Source organism: Paraburkholderia tropica (assembly GCF_014171495.1).
Taxonomy (GTDB): Bacteria; Pseudomonadota; Gammaproteobacteria; order Burkholderiales; family Burkholderiaceae; genus Paraburkholderia; species Paraburkholderia tropica.
The window spans coordinates 1775871-1793231 of the sequence record NZ_CP049134.1 but is presented as its reverse complement, the minus strand read 5'-3'; the positions used below and the strand labels follow the sequence as shown (position 1 = coordinate 1793231).

General features: G+C 65.0%; 18 protein-coding genes. 10 read left to right on the top strand and 8 right to left on the bottom strand.

The window, feature by feature from the left end; genetic code table 11:
- Nucleotides 1-8: 8 nt before the first annotated feature.
- Together hyi and gcl are read right to left on the bottom strand one after the other, a co-directional pair.
- Complete coding sequence (gene hyi, locus G5S35_RS07990; protein ID WP_183038146.1) at nt 9-806, bottom strand: hydroxypyruvate isomerase; 798 nt, start codon at nt 804-806, stop codon at nt 9-11.
- A 126-nt stretch (nt 807-932) separates the two neighbouring features.
- Nucleotides 933-2708: a glyoxylate carboligase gene (gene gcl, locus G5S35_RS07985; RefSeq protein ID WP_065060087.1), complete on the bottom strand. Its 1776-nt coding sequence runs from the start codon at nt 2706-2708 to the stop codon at nt 933-935.
- A gap of 167 nt (nt 2709-2875) precedes the next feature.
- Here gcl and G5S35_RS07980 point away from each other — a divergent pair, with 167 nt between their 5' ends.
- The gene (locus G5S35_RS07980; RefSeq protein ID WP_124261031.1) at nt 2876-3787 is read left to right on the top strand and encodes a substrate binding domain-containing protein; all 912 of its coding nucleotides are present in this window, start codon (nt 2876-2878) and stop codon (nt 3785-3787) included.
- 21 nt (nt 3788-3808) lie between these two features.
- Here G5S35_RS07980 and G5S35_RS07975 read toward each other — a convergent pair whose 3' ends face one another.
- Nucleotides 3809-4201, bottom strand: coding sequence for a cupredoxin domain-containing protein (locus G5S35_RS07975; protein WP_065060085.1), 393 nt, complete (start codon nt 4199-4201; stop codon nt 3809-3811).
- A gap of 64 nt (nt 4202-4265) precedes the next feature.
- A complete protein-coding gene (locus G5S35_RS07970) occupies nt 4266-5174 on the bottom strand; it encodes a metallophosphoesterase family protein (RefSeq protein ID WP_065060116.1) in 909 nt (302 codons plus the stop codon).
- 262 nt (nt 5175-5436) lie between these two features.
- On the opposite strand from G5S35_RS07970, the gene G5S35_RS07965 reads away from it, so the two are divergent.
- From G5S35_RS07965 to G5S35_RS07925, 9 genes are all read left to right on the top strand, one after another.
- Nucleotides 5437-6240: an RNA polymerase sigma factor gene (locus G5S35_RS07965; RefSeq protein ID WP_237181266.1), complete on the top strand. Its 804-nt coding sequence runs from the start codon at nt 5437-5439 to the stop codon at nt 6238-6240.
- A complete protein-coding gene (locus G5S35_RS07960) occupies nt 6230-7162 on the top strand; it encodes an anti-sigma factor family protein (protein WP_183038144.1) in 933 nt (310 codons plus the stop codon). Before G5S35_RS07965 ends, G5S35_RS07960 begins: the two co-directional genes overlap by 11 nt.
- Before the next feature lie 225 nt (nt 7163-7387).
- The gene (gene rpsF / locus G5S35_RS07955; RefSeq protein ID WP_028204897.1) at nt 7388-7759 is read left to right on the top strand and encodes a 30S ribosomal protein S6; all 372 of its coding nucleotides are present in this window, start codon (nt 7388-7390) and stop codon (nt 7757-7759) included.
- Between the two features lie 46 nt (nt 7760-7805).
- Nucleotides 7806-8105 carry a primosomal replication protein N gene (priB, locus tag G5S35_RS07950; RefSeq protein ID WP_028204898.1) on the top strand — a complete coding sequence of 100 codons (300 nt, stop codon included), beginning with the start codon at nt 7806-7808 and terminating at the stop codon, nt 8103-8105.
- A 2-nt stretch (nt 8106-8107) separates the two neighbouring features.
- Nucleotides 8108-8383 (top strand): 30S ribosomal protein S18, encoded by a 276-nt coding sequence (gene rpsR, locus G5S35_RS07945; RefSeq protein WP_028216787.1) that lies wholly within the window; start codon nt 8108-8110, stop codon nt 8381-8383.
- A 27-nt stretch (nt 8384-8410) separates the two neighbouring features.
- Nucleotides 8411-8863 (top strand): 50S ribosomal protein L9, encoded by a 453-nt coding sequence (rplI, locus tag G5S35_RS07940; RefSeq protein WP_065060083.1) that lies wholly within the window; start codon nt 8411-8413, stop codon nt 8861-8863.
- 183 nt (nt 8864-9046) lie between these two features.
- Nucleotides 9047-10432: a replicative DNA helicase gene (locus tag G5S35_RS07935; RefSeq protein ID WP_065060082.1), complete on the top strand. Its 1386-nt coding sequence runs from the start codon at nt 9047-9049 to the stop codon at nt 10430-10432.
- 179 nt (nt 10433-10611) lie between these two features.
- Complete coding sequence (locus G5S35_RS07930; protein WP_065060081.1) at nt 10612-11238, top strand: DUF47 domain-containing protein; 627 nt, start codon at nt 10612-10614, stop codon at nt 11236-11238.
- A gap of 10 nt (nt 11239-11248) precedes the next feature.
- Complete coding sequence (locus G5S35_RS07925) at nt 11249-12259, top strand: inorganic phosphate transporter (protein ID WP_065060080.1); 1011 nt, start codon at nt 11249-11251, stop codon at nt 12257-12259.
- 75 nt (nt 12260-12334) lie between these two features.
- Here the strand turns inward: G5S35_RS07925 and G5S35_RS07920 are convergent, their stop codons facing one another.
- The 4 genes from G5S35_RS07920 to G5S35_RS07905 all read right to left on the bottom strand — a co-directional run bounded on the left by G5S35_RS07920 (nt 12335) and on the right by G5S35_RS07905 (nt 17353).
- A complete protein-coding gene (locus G5S35_RS07920; RefSeq protein ID WP_074984250.1) occupies nt 12335-13141 on the bottom strand; it encodes an SDR family oxidoreductase in 807 nt (268 codons plus the stop codon).
- A 166-nt stretch (nt 13142-13307) separates the two neighbouring features.
- Nucleotides 13308-14372 carry a C40 family peptidase gene (locus G5S35_RS07915; RefSeq protein ID WP_074984248.1) on the bottom strand — a complete coding sequence of 355 codons (1065 nt, stop codon included), beginning with the start codon at nt 14370-14372 and terminating at the stop codon, nt 13308-13310.
- Nucleotides 14373-14650: 278 nt separating this feature from the next.
- Nucleotides 14651-16495, bottom strand: coding sequence for a PhoH family protein (locus G5S35_RS07910; RefSeq protein WP_110328101.1), 1845 nt, complete (start codon nt 16493-16495; stop codon nt 14651-14653).
- A 396-nt stretch (nt 16496-16891) separates the two neighbouring features.
- Nucleotides 16892-17353 (bottom strand): peroxiredoxin, encoded by a 462-nt coding sequence (locus tag G5S35_RS07905; protein ID WP_065060077.1) that lies wholly within the window; start codon nt 17351-17353, stop codon nt 16892-16894.
- Between the last annotated feature and the right edge of the window lie 8 nt (nt 17354-17361).

The window sequence follows — 17361 nt, the reverse complement described above, 5'->3', positions numbered from 1 at the left end:
GCGTGAAATCAGGCGAGTTCGGCGGCGCGTTGCTGCGCGCTGCGCAACCAGCCGAGGCCGTCGACGGTGGCCGCTTTGGGCTTGTATTCGCAGCCGATATAGCCTTCGTAGCCGAGCGAATCGAGCAGATCGAACAGGAACGGATAGTGGATCTCGCCCGTGCCCGGCTCATTGCGGCCGGGGTTGTCGGCGAGCTGGATGTGAGCGATCTTCGCGAACTGCTTCTTGAGGGTCGCGGCGAGTTCGCCTTCCATGCGCTGCATGTGATAGATGTCGTATTGCAGGAACAGATTGTCGGAGCCGACCTGCTCGATCACGCCGAGCGCTTCGGCCGAACGGTTCAGCGCGAAGCCCGGAATGTCGTAGCTGTTGCACGGCTCGACCAGCAGGCGGATGCCTTCGCGCTTCAGTTCGCCCGCCGCGTAACGCAGGTTCTCGACGATGGTCGCAAGCGCCGTATCGCGATCGACGCCCGCCGTCGGAATGCCGACGAGGCAGTTCAGTTGCGGCACGCGCAGCGCGCGGGCGTACTCGATCGCGCGTCCCACGCCTTCCTTGAATTCGCCCTTGCGATCGGGCAGGCAGGCGATGCCGCGCTCGCCGGCTTCCCAGTTGCCGGCCGGCAGGTTGTGCAGCACGAGCTTGAGGCCGTGCGCGTTCAGGCGGTCGGCGAGTTCGGCGGCCTTGTACGGATAAGGAAACAGGAATTCCACGGCATCGAAGCCCGCCTCGGCAGCCGCGGCAAAGCGGTCGAGGAACGGCACTTCGTTGAACAGCATGGTGAGGTTCGCGGCGAATTTCGGCATGAGTGTCTCGCGGGTCGGTCAGGGTGGGAGCGTCCGCTTTTCGCGCATCAGGGCTGAGCGCGAAAAGCGGGTGGAAGCACTACACAAACACTAAGGCAATACGACGAATACTGTTTCGTCGAATCATCAGGATTGCAGGGCGATCGCGGTCGGCGCGTGTTCCGGCTTGTCGGCGAGTTCCTCGAACTCGTTGATCGCGTCGATCTCTGCGCCCATTGCAATATTGGTCACGCGTTCGAGAATCACCTCGACGACCACCGGCACGCTGAACTCCGCAGCCATCGATTGCGCCTGTTTGAGCGCCGGTGCGATCTCCTCGGGCTTGAACACGCGCAGCGCCTTGCAGCCGAGACCTTCGACCACGGTCTTGTGATCGACGCCATAGCCGTTCACTTCCGGCGCGTTGATGTTCTCGAACGCGAGCTGCACGCAGAAGTCCATGTCGAACTGGCGCTGCGCCTGGCGGATCAGGCCCAGATACGAGTTGTTCACGAGCACGTGCACGTAGGGCAGCTTGAACTGCGCGCCCACGGCCAGTTCCTCGATCATGAACTGGAAGTCGTAGTCGCCCGAGAGCGCCACGATCGGGCGCGACGGATCGGCCGCACGCACGCCCAGCGCCGCCGGGATCGTCCAGCCGAGCGGGCCGGCCTGGCCGCAGTTGATCCAGTTGCGCGCCTTGTAGACGTGCAGGAACTGCGCGCCCGCGATCTGCGAAAGGCCGATCGTGCTCACGTAGCAGGTGTCGCGGCCAAACGCCTTGTTCATTTCCTCGTAGACGCGCTGCGGCTTGATCGGCGCGTTGTCGAAATGCGTCTTGCGGTGCATCGTGGCCTTGCGCTGCTGGCAGTCGGCCACCCACGCGCTGCGATCCTTGAGCTTGCCCGCGGCCTTCCATTCCTGCGCGATTTCGACGAACAGTTCGAGCGCGGCCTTCGCGTCCGAGACGATGCCGAGATCCGGACCGAACACGCGGCCGATCTGCGTCGGCTCGATATCGACGTGCACGAACTTGCGGCCCTTCGTATAGACCTCGACGCTGCCCGTATGGCGGTTGGCCCAGCGGTTGCCGATGCCGAGCACGAAGTCGGAGGCGAGCATCGTCGCGTTGCCGTAACGGTGCGAGGTTTGCAGCCCGACCATGCCGGCCATCAGCGGATGGTCGTCGGCGATGGCGCCCCACGACATCAGCGTCGGAATCACGGGCACGCCCACGGTTTCCGCGAATTGCACGAGCAGGTCTTCGGCCGCTGCGTTGAGCACGCCGCCGCCCGAAACGATCAGCGGCTTCTCGCTCGCGTTGAGCAGTTCGAGCGCGGCTTCGATCTGCTTGCGCGTCGCCTTCGGCTTGTAGACCGGCAGCGGTTCGTAGGTGTCGATGTCGAATTCGATTTCGGCGAGCTGCACGTCGATCGGCATGTCGACCAGCACCGGACCCGGACGGCCCGAGCGCATCAGATGAAACGCCTGCTGGAACACGCGCGGCACGAGTGCCGGCTCGCGCACGGTCACGGCCCACTTGGTGACGGGTTTGGCGATCGATTCGATATCGACGGCCTGGAAATCTTCCTTGTAAAGACGCGCGCGCGGCGCCTGGCCCGTGATCGCGAGGATCGGAATCGAGTCGGCCTGGGCGGAGTAGAGGCCCGTGATCATGTCGGTGCCCGCCGGGCCCGAGGTGCCGATGCACACGCCGATATTGCCCGGCGCGGCGCGCGTGTAGCCTTCGGCCATGTGCGAGGCGCCCTCGACGTGACGCGCCAGCACGTGCGTGATGCCGCCGGCTTTCTTGAGCGCCGAGTAGAACGGATTGATGGCGGCGCCCGGCACGCCGAACGCGGTGTCGATACCTTCTTTTTCGAGCACCAGCACGGCGGCGTCGACGGCTCTCATTTTGGCCATGAAATGTCTCCTGAATGTCGCGGCGGCCTGAACAGGCCGAGGGATACAGCGCTTGAGAGTCACTGTAGGCTTGCAGGAAAGGTTTGATAAGATCAGTCCGGGTCGCTTATTTCGATACAAAAAGTATGGAATGACCGGGCGACGAGGCAACCGGAAGGAGACAGACGATGGATCGCTTCAAGCAGATCGAGACCTTCGTGCGCGTCGCGGAGGCGGGCAGTCTCGCGGCAGCGGCGCTGGAGGAGGGCGTGTCGCCCGTGATTCTCGGCCGCCGGATCGACGCGCTCGAAAAGCGCCTCGGCGTGAAGCTCATGTACCGCTCGACGCGGCGGCTCGTGGTCAGCGAGGAAGGCGCCGCGTTTCTGGAGCGCTGCCGCGGGCTGCTGGCGGAATGGGAGCAGGCGGAGAACGAGCTGTCGGTGGGGCGGCGCGTGGTGAACGGGCATCTGATCGTCTCGGCGCCCGCCGCGTTCGGGCGCAAGCACGTCGCGCCGCTCGCGCCCGAATTTCTCGCCGACAAACCCGAGTTGCAGGTGTCCTTCAACCTGACTGACCGCGTGGTCGATCTGGTGCGCGAGGGCTACGACCTGTCGATCCGCATCGGCGGCTCGGTCGATCCGAATTTCGTCGCCGTGAAGCTCGCCTCGAACCGGCGCGTGGTGTGCGGCACGCCGGACTATTTCCGCAAGCATGGCCGGCCGAAATCGCTCGAAGATCTGCCGAACCACAATTGCCTCGCGTTCAATCTGCAAGGCGGACAGAATCGCGGCTGGTATTTCCGCCGCAACGGCAAGCTCGCGACCGTGCGCGTGGGCGGCAATCTCGACTGCAACGACGGCGAGTTGCTGCACCGCTGGGTGACGGAAGGGCTCGGGCTCGGCTGGCGCTCCACCTGGGAGATCGACGCGCAGCTCGCGCGCGGCGAACTGGAAACCGTGCTCGACGAGTACGCGCTGCCCGATTACGACATCCTCGCCGTGTATCCGCAGCAGCGCTATGTGCCGGCCAAGGTGCGCTATTTCATCGATTATCTGAAGGCGATCTATTCGCGGCCGGGCTATTGGACCGACGTCGTTTGAGCCGCCGGTCCGCGGCTTCGCTTATCCGACCGTGATTACGCCGTTCATCGTCTCGTGGCCCGAACCGCAGAAGATGTCGCAGAGAAACTGAACCGTGCCCACGTCGCCCGCCGTGGCCGCGAGTTTGACGACGCTGCCAGGCGGCACGTCGGCGCGCACACCGTACTGCGGAATCGAAAAGCCCATCGTCGTGTCCTGCGACGTCAACTCGAATATGACGCTTTCGTGCGGCGCGAGCGCGATATGGTCGGGCGTGAACACGAAGCGGCGCGCGTGAACCTTGATGACGCGCGGCGCGGCCTGTGCGTCCACGCGCATCAACGCGCCTGTGCCCATGGCGGCGGCCGCGAGCGCGAGCCAGCGGCGGCGCGCAAGGCGCGGCTCGCGGGCGCGCAAACGATGAAGCTTCAGCATGGTGGTCTCCTGGTTTTGTGCGAATTGTGTGCGCGTTGTGCGCGCTTCGGTCCCGTGACAACGTTCACCCGATCTCGCGGATCGGCACCTCGGTCAGCGCAAACGCGCCGGGCGCGCCATCGACATCGACGCTGCGCCAGCCGAGTCCCTTGTACGGCGCGGCCGCGTCCCACGGCACCGGCAGGCGCTTGGGCTGCGACATCGGCGCGGGCAGCGCGAACATCAGCGAGCGCGCGGCGTGGTGCGAGACCGAGCCCGTCATCGTGTGGTTCTCCTGATGAATGTGGCCGTAGAACACCGTGACGTTCGCGTGTTTCTGCAACAGCGCGATGGCCTGCGCGCCGTCGCGCGTCGCCCAGTCCCACTGCGGCGCGAGATCGAACAGCGGCCGGTGCGTGAAGACGACGATGCGCGCGTCCGCGGGCTGGCGGCCGAGATCGTCGGCGAGCCAGGCGAGTTGCGCGTCGCCGATACGGCCCGCCGGGTCCGAGACGTTGTCGAGCACCACGAAATGCACGCCGCGATGATCGAAGGTGTAGTGCGTCGCGCCGAAGATCTCGCGAAACGCCTCGCCGTTGTCGAGACTCGCATCGTGCTCGCCGGGCATCAGATAGAGCGGCTTCACGCGCAGTCCCGCGACGATCTGCTGGAACTCGCGCATGCGCGCGCGGCGCACGGCCGGATCGTCGGTCGTGTGCGTGAGGTCGCCCGTGAAGACGACGAAGTCGGGCGTGGCGGGCAGCGCGTTGACGGCGGCGATCGCCTTGGGCAGTGTGCCTTTCGCATCCGGATTGATGGCCGCCCCTTCGAAGCCCCAATGGGCGTCGGAGAGCTGGACGAAGAAAAAGTCGGCGTGGCCGGCCGCCTGGCCCGAGGCCCAGCCGGGCAGCGCCGAAGCGAATACGGCGCCGCCGCCGAGCGCGGCCAGCTTCAGGAAGTGTCGGCGCGAAAGAGGCGCGGGGGTGGTCGGCATGTCGGTCTCCTCGTGGAGGGTGGGGCGCGTCTGCTTGTCGGCTTTGCATCGGCGCATGACTGCCATACCGGTGTCGGCATCGTTCCATTCCCGATTTATTTTTGATTTCGCGCGGGATTCGCGGGAATAAACTGCCCGTGAAGCCAGTCATGCCGATGTGGGACGAACGTTGGCATGAAGGTGGCGCACGAGGGCGCGAGGGGACGACGTGGGCGAAACCGCGAACGGGCAGCACGGCGAGACGCAGCGCGATGCACAGGACGTGCAGGACGTGCAGGACGCGCGGGCGCGCAATGCGCGCTTTCTGGCGCTGGCGCTGCCGCATCTGGACGCCGCGTACAACCTCGCGCGCTGGTTGTCGCGCAATCCCGGCGACGCCGAGGACATCGTTCAGGACGCGTTTTTGCGCGCGTTCCGCTTCTTCGATACGTTTCGCGGCGATCAGGCGCGGCCGTGGCTGCTCGCGATCGTGCGGCGGGTCTGGTACGACGAGTGGCGGCGACGGGCAGGCGCGGAAGAAGTTGCCCCGTTCGACGAGCTGCGTGACGACACGCCGCCGGACGGCTGGGAAACGGGCAGTGTCGATCCGGAAACGCTCGCGATCCGCGCCGAGGACGCGCGCCGCGTGCAGGACGCGCTGCAGCGTCTGCCGGTCGAGTATCGCGAAGTGCTGGTGCTGCGCGAGCTGGAGGAAATGGGTTACCGCGAGATCGCGATGGTCATCGACGTGCCGGTCGGAACGGTGATGTCGCGTCTCTCGCGTGGCCGCAAACGGCTCGCGGCGATGCTGGCGGCGCAACACGCGCGGGGCACGGCTGATGGTGCGAGAGGCTGTGCGCAGACACAAATACCGCCGTCATCGCCGATAGCCGCAAGGCAGGATGGCAAGACCGATTTCGGGGGCAACAGCAAGGCGTGGAGACCATCCGGCCGGGGGCCAGACGGCCGGTTCCGCGAGGAGCCGGCCGTCGACGGCGGAAGTGCTGTGCCGTCGATGTCGCCCGGGGTCGCGCCGACCTCGAATTCCACGGTGAGCCGCACGACGGAGGCGCCAGATGAACTGTGATGAAGCGCGCCCGCTGCTCGATGCGAGCGTCGATCGGGAACTCTCCGCCGCGGACGAATGGCGCGTGCGCGAGCATTTGAACAGCTGCGCGCCGTGCCGCGAGGCGGCCGATACCGCGCAGGCGATTTCGCGGGCCGTGCGCGTCGCGCCTTATCATCGCGCGCCGTCGGGACTGGCCGCGCGCATCGTGGCGGCCTTGCCGCCGCTCGAGGCGGCGAGTTCGGAACCGGCTCCGCTGCGGGGCGACGATGGCGTGCGCACCGAGCGCGCTGCGCAATCGCCGTCTGCGGCCAGCGGGAAATCCGGTGGGAAGGCGGGCCGGCTCGCGGGCTGGAGGTGGCCGTCCCTCGTTGGCTTCGGTGGTTCGGGCAATGCGTCGGGCGCGCGCGCGCCGGCGTTCGCCTGGTCGGCGCTGGGCGTGCTCGCGCTGTGTGCGCTAGGCGTCGTCGTGGCGCTGCATCTGCGTCAACCGGTCGCATCGGACGCTTTCGTCGACGAACTCGTGGCGAGCCACGTGCGCGCGCAGATCTCGGGCCGCGATCTCGACGTGATCTCGACCGATCGCCATACGGTGAAGCCGTGGTTCAACGGCCGCATCGACTACGCGCCGCCGGTCGAGGATCTCGCCGCGCAGGGCTTTCCACTCGTGGGCGGCCGGCTCGACTACGTGGGGCGCGAGCGCGTCGCGGTGCTGGTGTACCGCTTCCGCAAGCACGTGATCGACGTCTACGTGTTCCCGCCGGGCGTGTCCGGCCCGCAGGCGGACGCCGCCGCGCCGCCGCGCGACGACGGCTACGCGCTCGCACACTGGCAGGCGGGCGGCATGACCTGGTGGGCCGTCACCGACGCCGGGCCGGATGCGCTCGTCGGCCTGCGCGCCGCGCTCGACGCCCGGCTCGCGGGCGGCGGAAGTGGGGGCTAGGGCGCGTTTTTCGCCGCTTTGGGTCCGCTTTGGGCCGGCTTTGGGCCTGCTTGGCGCGTATCGCGCCGCCGTGCGCACCACGCAAGTCCTTGAAAACACGCCTGATTCAGCACGTCACTGCATGATTTGGCTTGCGCGCGTAGCGTGGCCGCGCTACAATCTTCGGCTTCTCACTTGCCGCACCGGTTCCGACGCCCGGGTGGCTTTAATCCACAAGGAGTGAATATGCGTCATTACGAAATCGTCTTCATCGTGCACCCCGATCAAAGCGAGCAAGTGCCCGCGATGATCGAGCGTTACAAGGGCACGATCACGTCGCACGGCGGCCAGATCCACCGCATCGAAGACTGGGGCCGTCGTCAACTGGCCTACATGATCGAGAAACTCGCGAAGGCTCACTACGTCTGCATGAACATCGAATGCGACCAGACCACGCTCGACGAACTCGAACACGCGTTCAAGTTCAACGACGCTGTGCTGCGTCACCTCATCGTCAAGATGAAGAAGGCCGAAACCGGCCCGTCGCCGATGATGAAGGAAGTGCAGCGCGAAGAAGCCAAGAAGGCGGCTGCTCAGCCGACCGAAGCGCAGGCTTAATTACACAAGCCATCAGGATTCGAGCTCACTTGCTTAAGCACACTGCGTGAACAGGCTGCAACTCACGGCTAGCGTCGTCGAACGCGAACCGGTGCGGTATACCCCCGCCGGCGTTCCGATTGCCAGCGTCACGTTGCAGCACCGCACGGAGGTCGTCGAAGCGGGGATTCCCCGATTCGTCGAGCTCACGATGCCCGCGGTGGCTGCAGGCAAGGCCTGCGGTCTGGTCGAAAGCTGCGAGATGGGCGTGGAAGCGCTCTTCACCGGTTTTCTGGCGAAAAAGCACCGCAACGCGCGAACCCTGGTGTTTCACATCACCGAAATGCAAGGTACAGGAAAGGACTAATCATGCCCCGCCCGACTGGTAAGAAATTCGACAAGCGTCGTCAACAGCAAAACCCGCTCTTCAAGCGTAAGAAGTTCTGCCGCTTCACGGCTGCAGGCGTCGATCAGATCGACTACAAGGACATCGAAACGCTGAAGGACTTCATCGGCGAAAACGGCAAGATCACGCCGGCTCGTCTGACGGGTACGAAGGCCCACTATCAGCGTCAGCTGGACACGGCTATCAAGCGCGCGCGTTTCCTCGCGCTGATGCCGTACACCGACCAGCACAAGGCCTAATAAGACGACGCTACAAGGAGCAATAGAATGCAGATCATTCTTCTGGAAAAAGTCGTCAACCTGGGCAACCTCGGCGACATCGTCAAGGTGAAGGACGGTTACGCACGTAACTTCCTGATCCCGAACAAGAAGGCTCGCCGCGCAACGAAGGACGCAATCGCTGAATTCGAAGTTCGCCGCGCTGAACTCGAAAAGGCCGCCGCTGAAAAGCTGGCAGCTGCCCAAGGCGAAGGCGAAAAGCTGAGCGGCCTGTCCGTTCAGATCGGCCAGAAGGCCGGCGTCGACGGCCGTCTGTTCGGTTCGGTCACGAACGCAGACATCGCCGAAGCGCTCACGAAGCAAGGCTTCGCAGTGGAAAAGGCGCAAGTGCGTCTGCCGGAAGGCCCGCTGAAGATCGTTGGCGATCACCCGGTGCAAGTTTCGCTGCACACGGACGTGCTCGTCGACATCACGGTGTCGGTGCTGGGCGAACACGCCTAAGCACGCATGCGGTCCTCACGGACCGCGTGTTCGCGCCGTTCTACGTCGCAAAGAACAAGAAAGGCAGGAGCCGCAGGGCTTCTGCCTTTTTTGTTGCGCGCTCATCGCACTCGCTTGCTTGCACGCGCTGTTGCACTTTTTGAAGCTTGTGAGCGCCCGTCCGCTGTCCGATAATTGCCCTCCATGAACGCTCCGAAAGATCCCCAACTCGAGTCGCTGAAAGTCCCGCCGCATTCGATCGAAGCCGAACAATCGGTGCTCGGCGGCCTGCTGCTGGATAACGGCGCCTGGGACCGGATTGCCGACTTCCTCTCGCAAAGCGACTTCTACCGCTACGATCACCGCCTGATCTTCGAGCATATTGGCCGCCTGATCTCGTCCGCGCGTCCCGCCGACGTGGTGACCGTGTTCGAATCGCTCGGCACCTCGGGCAAGGCCGAGGACGTGGGCGGTCTCGCGTACCTCAACGCGCTGGCGCAGAACACGCCGAGCGCCGCGAACATTCGCCGCTACGCGGAAATCGTGCGCGATCGCGCGGTGCTGCGCCGCCTCGTGTCGGTCGCCGACGAAATTTCCTCCGACGCCTTCAATCCGCAAGGCAAGGAAGTGCGTCAGCTGCTCGACGAGGCCGAGGCCAAGGTGTTCTCGATCGCCGAAGACGGCGCGCGCGGTACTCAGGGCTTCCTCGAAATCGGGCCGCTGCTCACACAGGTCGTGGAGCGCATCGACACGCTCTATCACACGGCCAATCCGAGCGACGTGACGGGCACGCCCACGGGCTTCATCGACCTCGACCGCATGACCTCGGGCATGCACGGCGGCGAACTGATCATCGTGGCGGGCCGTCCGTCGATGGGTAAGACCGCGTTTTCGATGAACGTCGGCGAATATGTGGCCGTGGAATACGGCCTGCCGGTCGCGGTGTTCTCGATGGAAATGCCGGGCACGCAGCTCATCATGCGTATGCTCGGTTCGGTGGGGCGCCTTGACCAGCACCGCATGCGCACGGGCCGCCTGACCGACGAGGATTGGCCGAAGCTCACGCACGCCGTGCAGAAAATGAGCGAGGCGCAGATCTTCATCGACGAAACCGGCGGTCTGAACCCGATGGAACTGCGCTCGCGCGCGCGGCGTCTGTCGCGCCAGTGCGGCAAGCTCGGCCTCATCATCATCGACTACCTGCAGCTGATGAGCGGTTCGGGCAGCGGCGAAAACCGCGCGACCGAAATTTCGGAAATTTCGCGTTCGCTCAAGAGTCTGGCCAAGGAACTCGATGTGCCCGTGATCGCGCTCTCGCAGCTGAATCGCGGCCTCGAACAGCGTCCGAACAAGCGTCCGGTGATGTCGGACCTGCGTGAATCGGGTGCAATCGAACAGGACGCGGACGTGATCCTGTTCATTTACCGCGACGAAGTGTACAACCCGGACAGCCCCGACAAGGGCACCGCCGAGATCATCATCGGCAAGCAGCGTAACGGTCCGATCGGTCCCGTTCGACTCACGTTCCATGGTCAATACACGAAGTTCGACAATTTTGCCGGCGCGCAAACCTTCTATGGGAGCGAGTAAGGGCGCCGTCTGAACTGTCAAGACGCGGCAGGCGGCTTATGCGCAATAGTGGCGCAAATGCCGCTGCCGTGTCCGTCGACAAGTGCGGCCCTTTCCTCCTGACGTTACAATATTGCCGTTTTATGACGGCTATCTTGCCGTTTTGTGACGGCAATCCGAGACCAATTACCGGGATCCCAATGTTCGGTCGATTCATGCCCACCGAGGGCAAGTTCTTCGAAATCTTCAACGCGCACGCGAAGTGCATCGTTTCCGCTGGCCGTGAGCTCGAGCTCCTGATCGACAATCTGGCTGACGCAGAAGTCCACAAACAGAACGTGCAGAGCGCCGAAAAGGCCGCCGACAAGCTGACGCACGAGTGCATCGACTTGCTGCACAAGACCTTCATCACGCCGCTCGACCGCGACGAGATCCACAAGCTCATCACGACGATGGACGACTGTCTCGACCTCATGGAAGACGTCGCCACCGCCATTTCGCTGTACGACGTGCAGGCCGTGACGGCCGAGGCGAGCGAACTCGCGCACGTGGTCACGGCGTCGGCCGAGCGTGTGCAGGCAGCAGTGGCGCTGCTCTCCGACATGAAGCAGGCGCGCGACATCCTGAAAGCGTGCGAAGACATCGACCGCCTCGAGTCCGACGCCGACCGCCTGCTGCGCGGCGCGATCTCGAAGCTTTTCCGCGAGGAAGACGACGTCAAGAATCTGATCAAGCTGAAGGCGATCTACGAATTGCTCGAAGCGATCACCGACAAGTGCGAGGATGTCGCGAACATCATCGAAGGCATCGTGCTAGAGAACGCCTGAGCCAACCACGATGCATTCGATACAACTCGCCCTCTGGGTGGTCGCGACACTCGTCGCCATCGCGCTCATCTTCGACTTCATGAACGGCTTTCACGATGCGGCGAATTCCATCGCCACCGTCGTGTCCACCGGCGTGCTCAAACCGCAGCAGGCGGTGGCGTTCGCAGCCATGTTCAACGTGATCGCCTATTTCGTCTTCCACCTGAAGGTGGCGCAGACGGTGGGCAAGGGCACCATCGACCCCGATATCGTCGATCACTACGTCGTGTTCGGCGCGCTGGTGGGCGCGATCGGCTGGAACGTGCTGACGTGGTACTACGGCATTCCGTCGAGCTCGTCGCACGCGCTGATCGGTGGCCTCGTGGGCGCGGCGCTCGCCAAGTCGGGCTGGCATTCGCTGAATTTCGACGGGCTCATGAAGACCGTGGCGTTCATTTTCATTTCGCCGCTGCTCGGTTTCATCCTCGGATCGTTGTTCATGCTGCTGGTGTCGTGGCTGTATTTCCGCACACCACCGAGCAAGGTCGACCGGCGTTTCCGGCGCTTCCAGCTGGTTTCGGCGGGCCTCTACAGCCTCGGCCACGGCGGCAACGACGCGCAGAAGACCATCGGCATCATCTGGATGCTGCTGATCGCAACCGGTTACTCGGCGGTTGGCTCGGACGCGCCGCCTATCTGGGTGATCGGCGGCTGCTATCTGTCGATGGGTATCGGCACGCTGTTTGGCGGCTGGCGCATCGTGCGGACCATGGGCCAGAAGATCACCAAGCTCAAGCCAGTGGGCGGTTTCTGCGCCGAAGCGGGCGGGGCGCTGACGCTCTTCACGGCTTCGTGGCTCGGCATTCCCGTGTCGACCACCCACACGATTACCGGCGCGATCGTCGGCGTGGGCGCGACGCAAAAGCTCAGCGCCGTGCGCTGGGGCGTGGCGGGCAACATCGTCTGGGCCTGGGTGCTGACCATTCCGGCTTCGGCTACGCTCGCCGCGGCGGGCTGGTGGATCGGCCATCGGCTGATGTAAGCGGGCCTCCGCCACAGTGTTGCAAAACGGCGCCTTCGGGTGCCGTTTTTTTGCCCGCCACGCTGCCGCGCCGGTTCAGATCATCGGCGTGCTGCAGCCGTCCATCGGCACGAGGGCGCCGGTTACGTAGCTTGCGCGGCGGCTGGCCAGGAACAGCGCGACGTCGGCGATCTCCTCGGGTCTGGCATAACGCCCGAGCGGCACCTTGGCCTCGCCGCGCGCGAGGGTTTCTTCGGCGCTGGTGCCTTCGCGGCCCGCTTCCAGTTTCACGGCTTCCTGCAGGCGCTCCGTGAGCGTGGCGCCAGGATTGATCGCGTTGATGCGGATGCCGTAGCGCGCGTGATAGTGCGCGAGACCCACGGTGGCGAGCATGAGCGCCGCGTTGGCCGCGCCGCCCGCGATATGGATGTCGCTCGCGTACTTGCCGCCCATGCCGATGATGTTGACGATCGCGCCCGGTTCCAGCGCCTTGCCGGCCTTGATCCGCTCGACCATGCGGCGCAGCACTTCCTGCTGCGGATAGATATACGGGAAGTATTTGGCTTCCATGGTGGCCTTGAAGGCCTCGGCGTCGAGCAGTTCCGGGTCGTAGCGGCGGGCCGCGCCTGCGCTGTTGATCAGGATGTCGATGGGCCCGACGGCCGTGGAGACTTCTTCGACCACGTCGGCGGCGCTGTGCGCCTCGTGCAGGTCGGCGCGCGTGAGATGCACGTGCAGGCCTTCGCTGGCCAGTTGCTCGCGGGCGCGCGCGAGGTTGGCGGGATCGCGCGACACGATCGCCACTTTCGCGCCTTCCTGCGCAAACGCGCGGGCGCAGGCGAGCCCGATGCCCTTGCTGCCGCCTGTGATCAGCACCACCTTGTTGCCAAGTCCGAGATCCATCGCTGCCTCGCTGCGGAAAGAGTCCAAAAACAGTACCAAAACGATAGCAGACGCGGCGGATGCACGAAACCGCCGAAAGGCCGCGTTGGCCATCCGGCCAGGGCGAATCGGGCTGGATGCCGCGTCAGCCGGCGGCGTGTGCGCGGGTACGCGGCGGGGGCGTTGTTCAGTACGAGCCGTTCGCGAAGCGTGCGATCGGGTCGTCGCTCGATTGCGTGGGGGCGGGCGATGCGGCGCCGGCGGTCGAGGCGCGCATGATCTGGACCGGCGCCTGAGCGGGCTGGGTCGACTGGATGGCCGTTGAACCGGCCTGCGCGGCCTGACGTTCGGCGGCGGCCGCGCGGGGCGGTGGAGGCTCGAACGCGTCGGCGGCGGCATCGATGGCGTCGGGCGCGGCGGCGACCGGCGCAACCGCTCCCGCGTCGCGGGCCTGCATCTGCGCAGCACCCATCGCGGCGGGCGGCGGCTCGAAGGCGTCGGCGGACGCGGCCTGCGGCGCGGGCGATGCAGGTATCGCGGCGGTGCTCGTCGCCGTACTCGTGTAGGTAGTTGGCGGCGTGCTCGTCAGGCGACGCTGATCCACCGCCGCAGCGCTGACGCGAGCCGCAGGCGCGGCAACCGCCACGTTTGCGGCCGGCGCGACCGGAGCAGGCGTCGCCGCCTCGTAAGTCGGCGTATCGAACGGCGTGCTCGGCGCGCGTTTGGGCGGCGCCATGCGGCGGATGCCGTCGAAATGCTTCGACCAGTACGGATTGGTCAGATAGTCGAGCCGCACGGTGCCGCCCGTAGACGGCGCATTCACGAAGCGCAGATTGCCCACGTAAATGCCCACGTGCGAGTGCGGCCGCCCGGTGGTGTTGAAGAACACGAGGTCGCCGGCCGCGATTTCGTCCGGCTCGATCGACTCGCCGCGCTGGCTCATGTCGGCCGTAGTGCGCGGCAGATCGACCGACGCGGCGCGCGCGAACACGTATTTGACGAGACCGCTGCAATCGAAGCCGCTATCGGGCGTATTGCCGCCCCAGCGGTAGGGAATGCCGACGAGACCCATCGCCTGGATCGAGATTTCCTCGCGGCCGATGCTGTGGTCGACGAAATTGGGGAAGCCGGGCGGCTTGGTGCGCCAGGCGTAGCCGCCGCTCGATCCGCCGCCGCGCGACACCTTCTGCGGCGCGCTCGAACACGCCGCAAGGAATATCACGATCAGCAACGGAAGCCAGAGTCGGCGCATGAAAAGCGGACGGCGAACGACGCACGTCCGCCATTGGGGAAAACCGGTAATGAGCGGATGGTAGCCCGTGGGGCACGGCTTCGGCAAGAATTCTTCAAGAATTACTTGAAGTTCGCGGGCGATCTGTTGCGGGTTCGGCACGGCCCGAAGGGCCGAGACGCCCGTGGGCGCGGGCGACGCACAAGAAAAAAGGACCGCATCCGGCGATCCGGATGCGGTCCTTCCAGGTACGGCTCAACAGGCGTGGCGCGGCGAGAAACCCGCGCCGGCAGAGCGCTTTAGAGAATGTCCGAGGCGTAATCGGCCAGACGCGAACGCTCGCCGCGCGCCAGCGTCACGTGCCCGCTATGCGCCCAGCCCTTGAAGCGGTCGACCACGTAAGTCAGACCCGAACTGCCTTCGGTCAGATACGGCGTGTCGATCTGCGCGATGTTGCCGAGGCACACGATCTTCGTGCCGGGGCCCGCGCGCGTCACAAGCGTCTTCATCTGCTTGGGCGTGAGGTTTTGCGCCTCGTCGATGATCAGATACTTGTCGACGAAGGTACGGCCGCGCATGAAGTTCATGCTCTTGACCTTCAGGCGCGAACGGATCAGCTCCTGGGTCGCGGCGCGGCCCCATTCGCCGGCGGCGTCGTCGGTCTTCTGGAGCACTTCGAGGTTGTCGTCGAAGGCGCCCATCCAAGGCTGCATCTTTTCCTCTTCAGTGCCCGGCAGGAAGCCGATGTCTTCGCCGACCGGCACCGTCGCGCGCGTCACGATGATCTCGTTGTAGCGCTTGTCGTCGAGCACCTGCGCGAGGCCCGCCGCGAGCGCGACAAGCGTCTTGCCCGTCCCGGCCTGGCCGAGCAGCGTGACGAAGTCGATCTCCGGATTCATCAGCAGGTTCAGCGCGAAATTCTGCTCGCGGTTGCGCGCCGTGATGCCCCACACGTTGTTCTTGTGGTGGCCGTAGTCACGCAGCGTCTGCAGCAGCGCCGTCTTGCCGTTGAGCTCGCGCACGATCGCGTGGAACGCGGGCTCGCCGTTCTGCGGCTCGAGATAGACGAACTCGTTGACGAGCATCGACGCGCACTCGGGCCCGGTCACGCGGTAATACGTGGTGCCGGTCTTGGTGTCCTGCCAGGACTCCATGCCCTTGGCGTGCTTCGCCCAGAAGTCCTGCGACAGCGCGCGGATGCCCGAGTAGAGCAGGTCCTTGTCTTCGAGAACCTGGTCGTTGAAATAGTCTTCGGCGGGCAGGCCGAGCGCGTGCGCCTTGATACGCATGTTGATGTCTTTCGACACCAGCACGACGAGGCGGTCCGGCCGGTCGCGTTGCAACGCGCGCACCACGCCGAGAATCTGGTTGTCGGCCTTGCCTTCGGGCAGGCCGTCGACCGGATCGATGTGCGTGAGCGTGGTCTGGAAGTACAGGCGGCCGAGCGCTTCGCGGCTGCCGAGGCGCGCGAGCGAAATGCCTTCGGAGATCGTGCCCGCGTTCGCCACGAGCTGATCGAGCGTACGGCTGACCTGACGCGCGTTACGCGCGACTTCCGACATGCCTTTCTTGTGGTTGTCGAGTTCTTCCAACGTCATCATCGGCAGATAGACGTCGTGTTCCTCGAAACGGAACAGGCAGGTCGGGTCGTGCATCAGCACGTTGGTGTCGAGCACGAACAGCTTCTGGACTTCGACGGCTTCTTCCGGATGCACGCGTTTTTTCGTGCTGCCGCGCGTGGCCGGTGCGGCCGTACCTCCCGAGGTTTTCGCGGCGGGTTGCTTGCCGCTGCGCGCAACGGGCGCTTCGGCCGCGGGCGTCTGGAGCGGCTGCAGCAACGCGGCGGTCTGTTTGCGTTTTCGTGCGGGGGCCGGCGCGACGGGTTCGAGCGCGGCGAGTTCGGCGCTGGCGGAAGGCAGCGGCACGGTGCGCAGCGTGGTCGCGGCGTTCGCGGCCTCGGTCATCGGTTGGGCGACGCTTGCCGCACCATAGGCGGTCGCGTCGTTGGCAAGTTCCGAGGCAACATCGGCGGCGTCGTTCTCACCCGCGGCTTTGCGGGTGTTGCGCGAGGGCTTCGCGCGCGCCTTGTATTCCTCGGGCGGCAGCAGGTTGCCGAGCTTGCTGGGGGGAGTAGGCAAAGGCATGGTGTCCCTCGAAAAAATCGGGTCGAGTGGTCGCGGGGTTACCCAGTAAGGTGCGCTTTCGGGCGGCGCGTGCGGACAGCCGGGTGGGCCGCCGCCGTGACCGCGCTGGGTGCGCGCTCAGGTCTGAAAATGCCGGTTCGCCTGTTTTTCGATCGGCTCCTTGACGTTGACGCGCACCGGGTCGCTACGCCGGCGCGGCGTGGAGGGAGTGACATTCAACAGAAAGGCCAACAAAAAAGCCGCCGCCCCGACTGACGAGGCAAGCGGCTTGACTGCTGTGCTGACACGCTGCCCCGGAAGCGCATTTCCGGCCACGACGTGACCGGTAGCGAGACCGCTGCAATGCATCAAAAAATGGGTTGGACAGGCACTCATTGCAGCCCAATATAACGCGCCTCAAAGCGCTTGTACAGCCTCCAGAACTTCCTCGACGTGGCCCGGAACCTTGAGGCCACGCCACTCGCGGCGCAGCACGCCGTCGGCGTCGATGAGGAAGGTGGAGCGCTCGATTCCACGCACTTCTTTGCCATACATTTTCTTCATTTTGATGACGCCGAAGAGCGAGCAGAGCGCTTCGTCGCCATCCGATACCAAGGTAAACGGCAGTTCGAGCTTGGCCTTGAAGTTGTCGTGCGAGCGAACGCTGTCGCGCGAGACGCCCACGATCGTGGCGCCGGCCTTCTTGAACTTCGCGAACAGGTCGCGGAATTCCATGCCTTCGCGCGTGCAGCCCGGCGTGTTGTCTTTCGGATAGAAGTAGAGGACGACCTTCTTGCCCTTGAGGCTCGAGAGCGTGAAGTCGCCGCCCGTGGCGGGCGCGGTGAAGTCGGGAACGGGTTGGTCGACAGCGATGGTCACGTCAGGCA

Excerpts from the sequence above, each read along its gene's own strand:
- hyi (WP_183038146.1), bottom strand. The coding sequence starts at position 806 with ATGCCGAAATTCGCCGCGAACCTCACCATGCTGTTCAACGAAGTGCCG.
- gcl (WP_065060087.1), bottom strand. The coding sequence starts at position 2,708 with ATGGCCAAAATGAGAGCCGTCGACGCCGCCGTGCTGGTGCTCGAAAAA.
- G5S35_RS07980 (WP_124261031.1), top strand. The coding sequence starts at position 2,876 with ATGGATCGCTTCAAGCAGATCGAGACCTTCGTGCGCGTCGCGGAGGCG.
- G5S35_RS07975 (WP_065060085.1), bottom strand. The coding sequence starts at position 4,201 with ATGCTGAAGCTTCATCGTTTGCGCGCCCGCGAGCCGCGCCTTGCGCGC.
- G5S35_RS07970 (WP_065060116.1), bottom strand. The coding sequence starts at position 5,174 with ATGCCGACCACCCCCGCGCCTCTTTCGCGCCGACACTTCCTGAAGCTG.
- G5S35_RS07960 (WP_183038144.1), top strand. The coding sequence starts at position 6,230 with ATGAACTGTGATGAAGCGCGCCCGCTGCTCGATGCGAGCGTCGATCGG.
- rpsF (WP_028204897.1), top strand. The coding sequence starts at position 7,388 with ATGCGTCATTACGAAATCGTCTTCATCGTGCACCCCGATCAAAGCGAG.
- rpsR (WP_028216787.1), top strand. The coding sequence starts at position 8,108 with ATGCCCCGCCCGACTGGTAAGAAATTCGACAAGCGTCGTCAACAGCAA.
- rplI (WP_065060083.1), top strand. The coding sequence starts at position 8,411 with ATGCAGATCATTCTTCTGGAAAAAGTCGTCAACCTGGGCAACCTCGGC.
- G5S35_RS07935 (WP_065060082.1), top strand. The coding sequence starts at position 9,047 with ATGAACGCTCCGAAAGATCCCCAACTCGAGTCGCTGAAAGTCCCGCCG.
- G5S35_RS07930 (WP_065060081.1), top strand. The coding sequence starts at position 10,612 with ATGTTCGGTCGATTCATGCCCACCGAGGGCAAGTTCTTCGAAATCTTC.
- G5S35_RS07925 (WP_065060080.1), top strand. The coding sequence starts at position 11,249 with ATGCATTCGATACAACTCGCCCTCTGGGTGGTCGCGACACTCGTCGCC.
- G5S35_RS07920 (WP_074984250.1), bottom strand. The coding sequence starts at position 13,141 with ATGGATCTCGGACTTGGCAACAAGGTGGTGCTGATCACAGGCGGCAGC.
- G5S35_RS07915 (WP_074984248.1), bottom strand. The coding sequence starts at position 14,372 with ATGCGCCGACTCTGGCTTCCGTTGCTGATCGTGATATTCCTTGCGGCG.
- G5S35_RS07910 (WP_110328101.1), bottom strand. The coding sequence starts at position 16,495 with ATGCCTTTGCCTACTCCCCCCAGCAAGCTCGGCAACCTGCTGCCGCCC.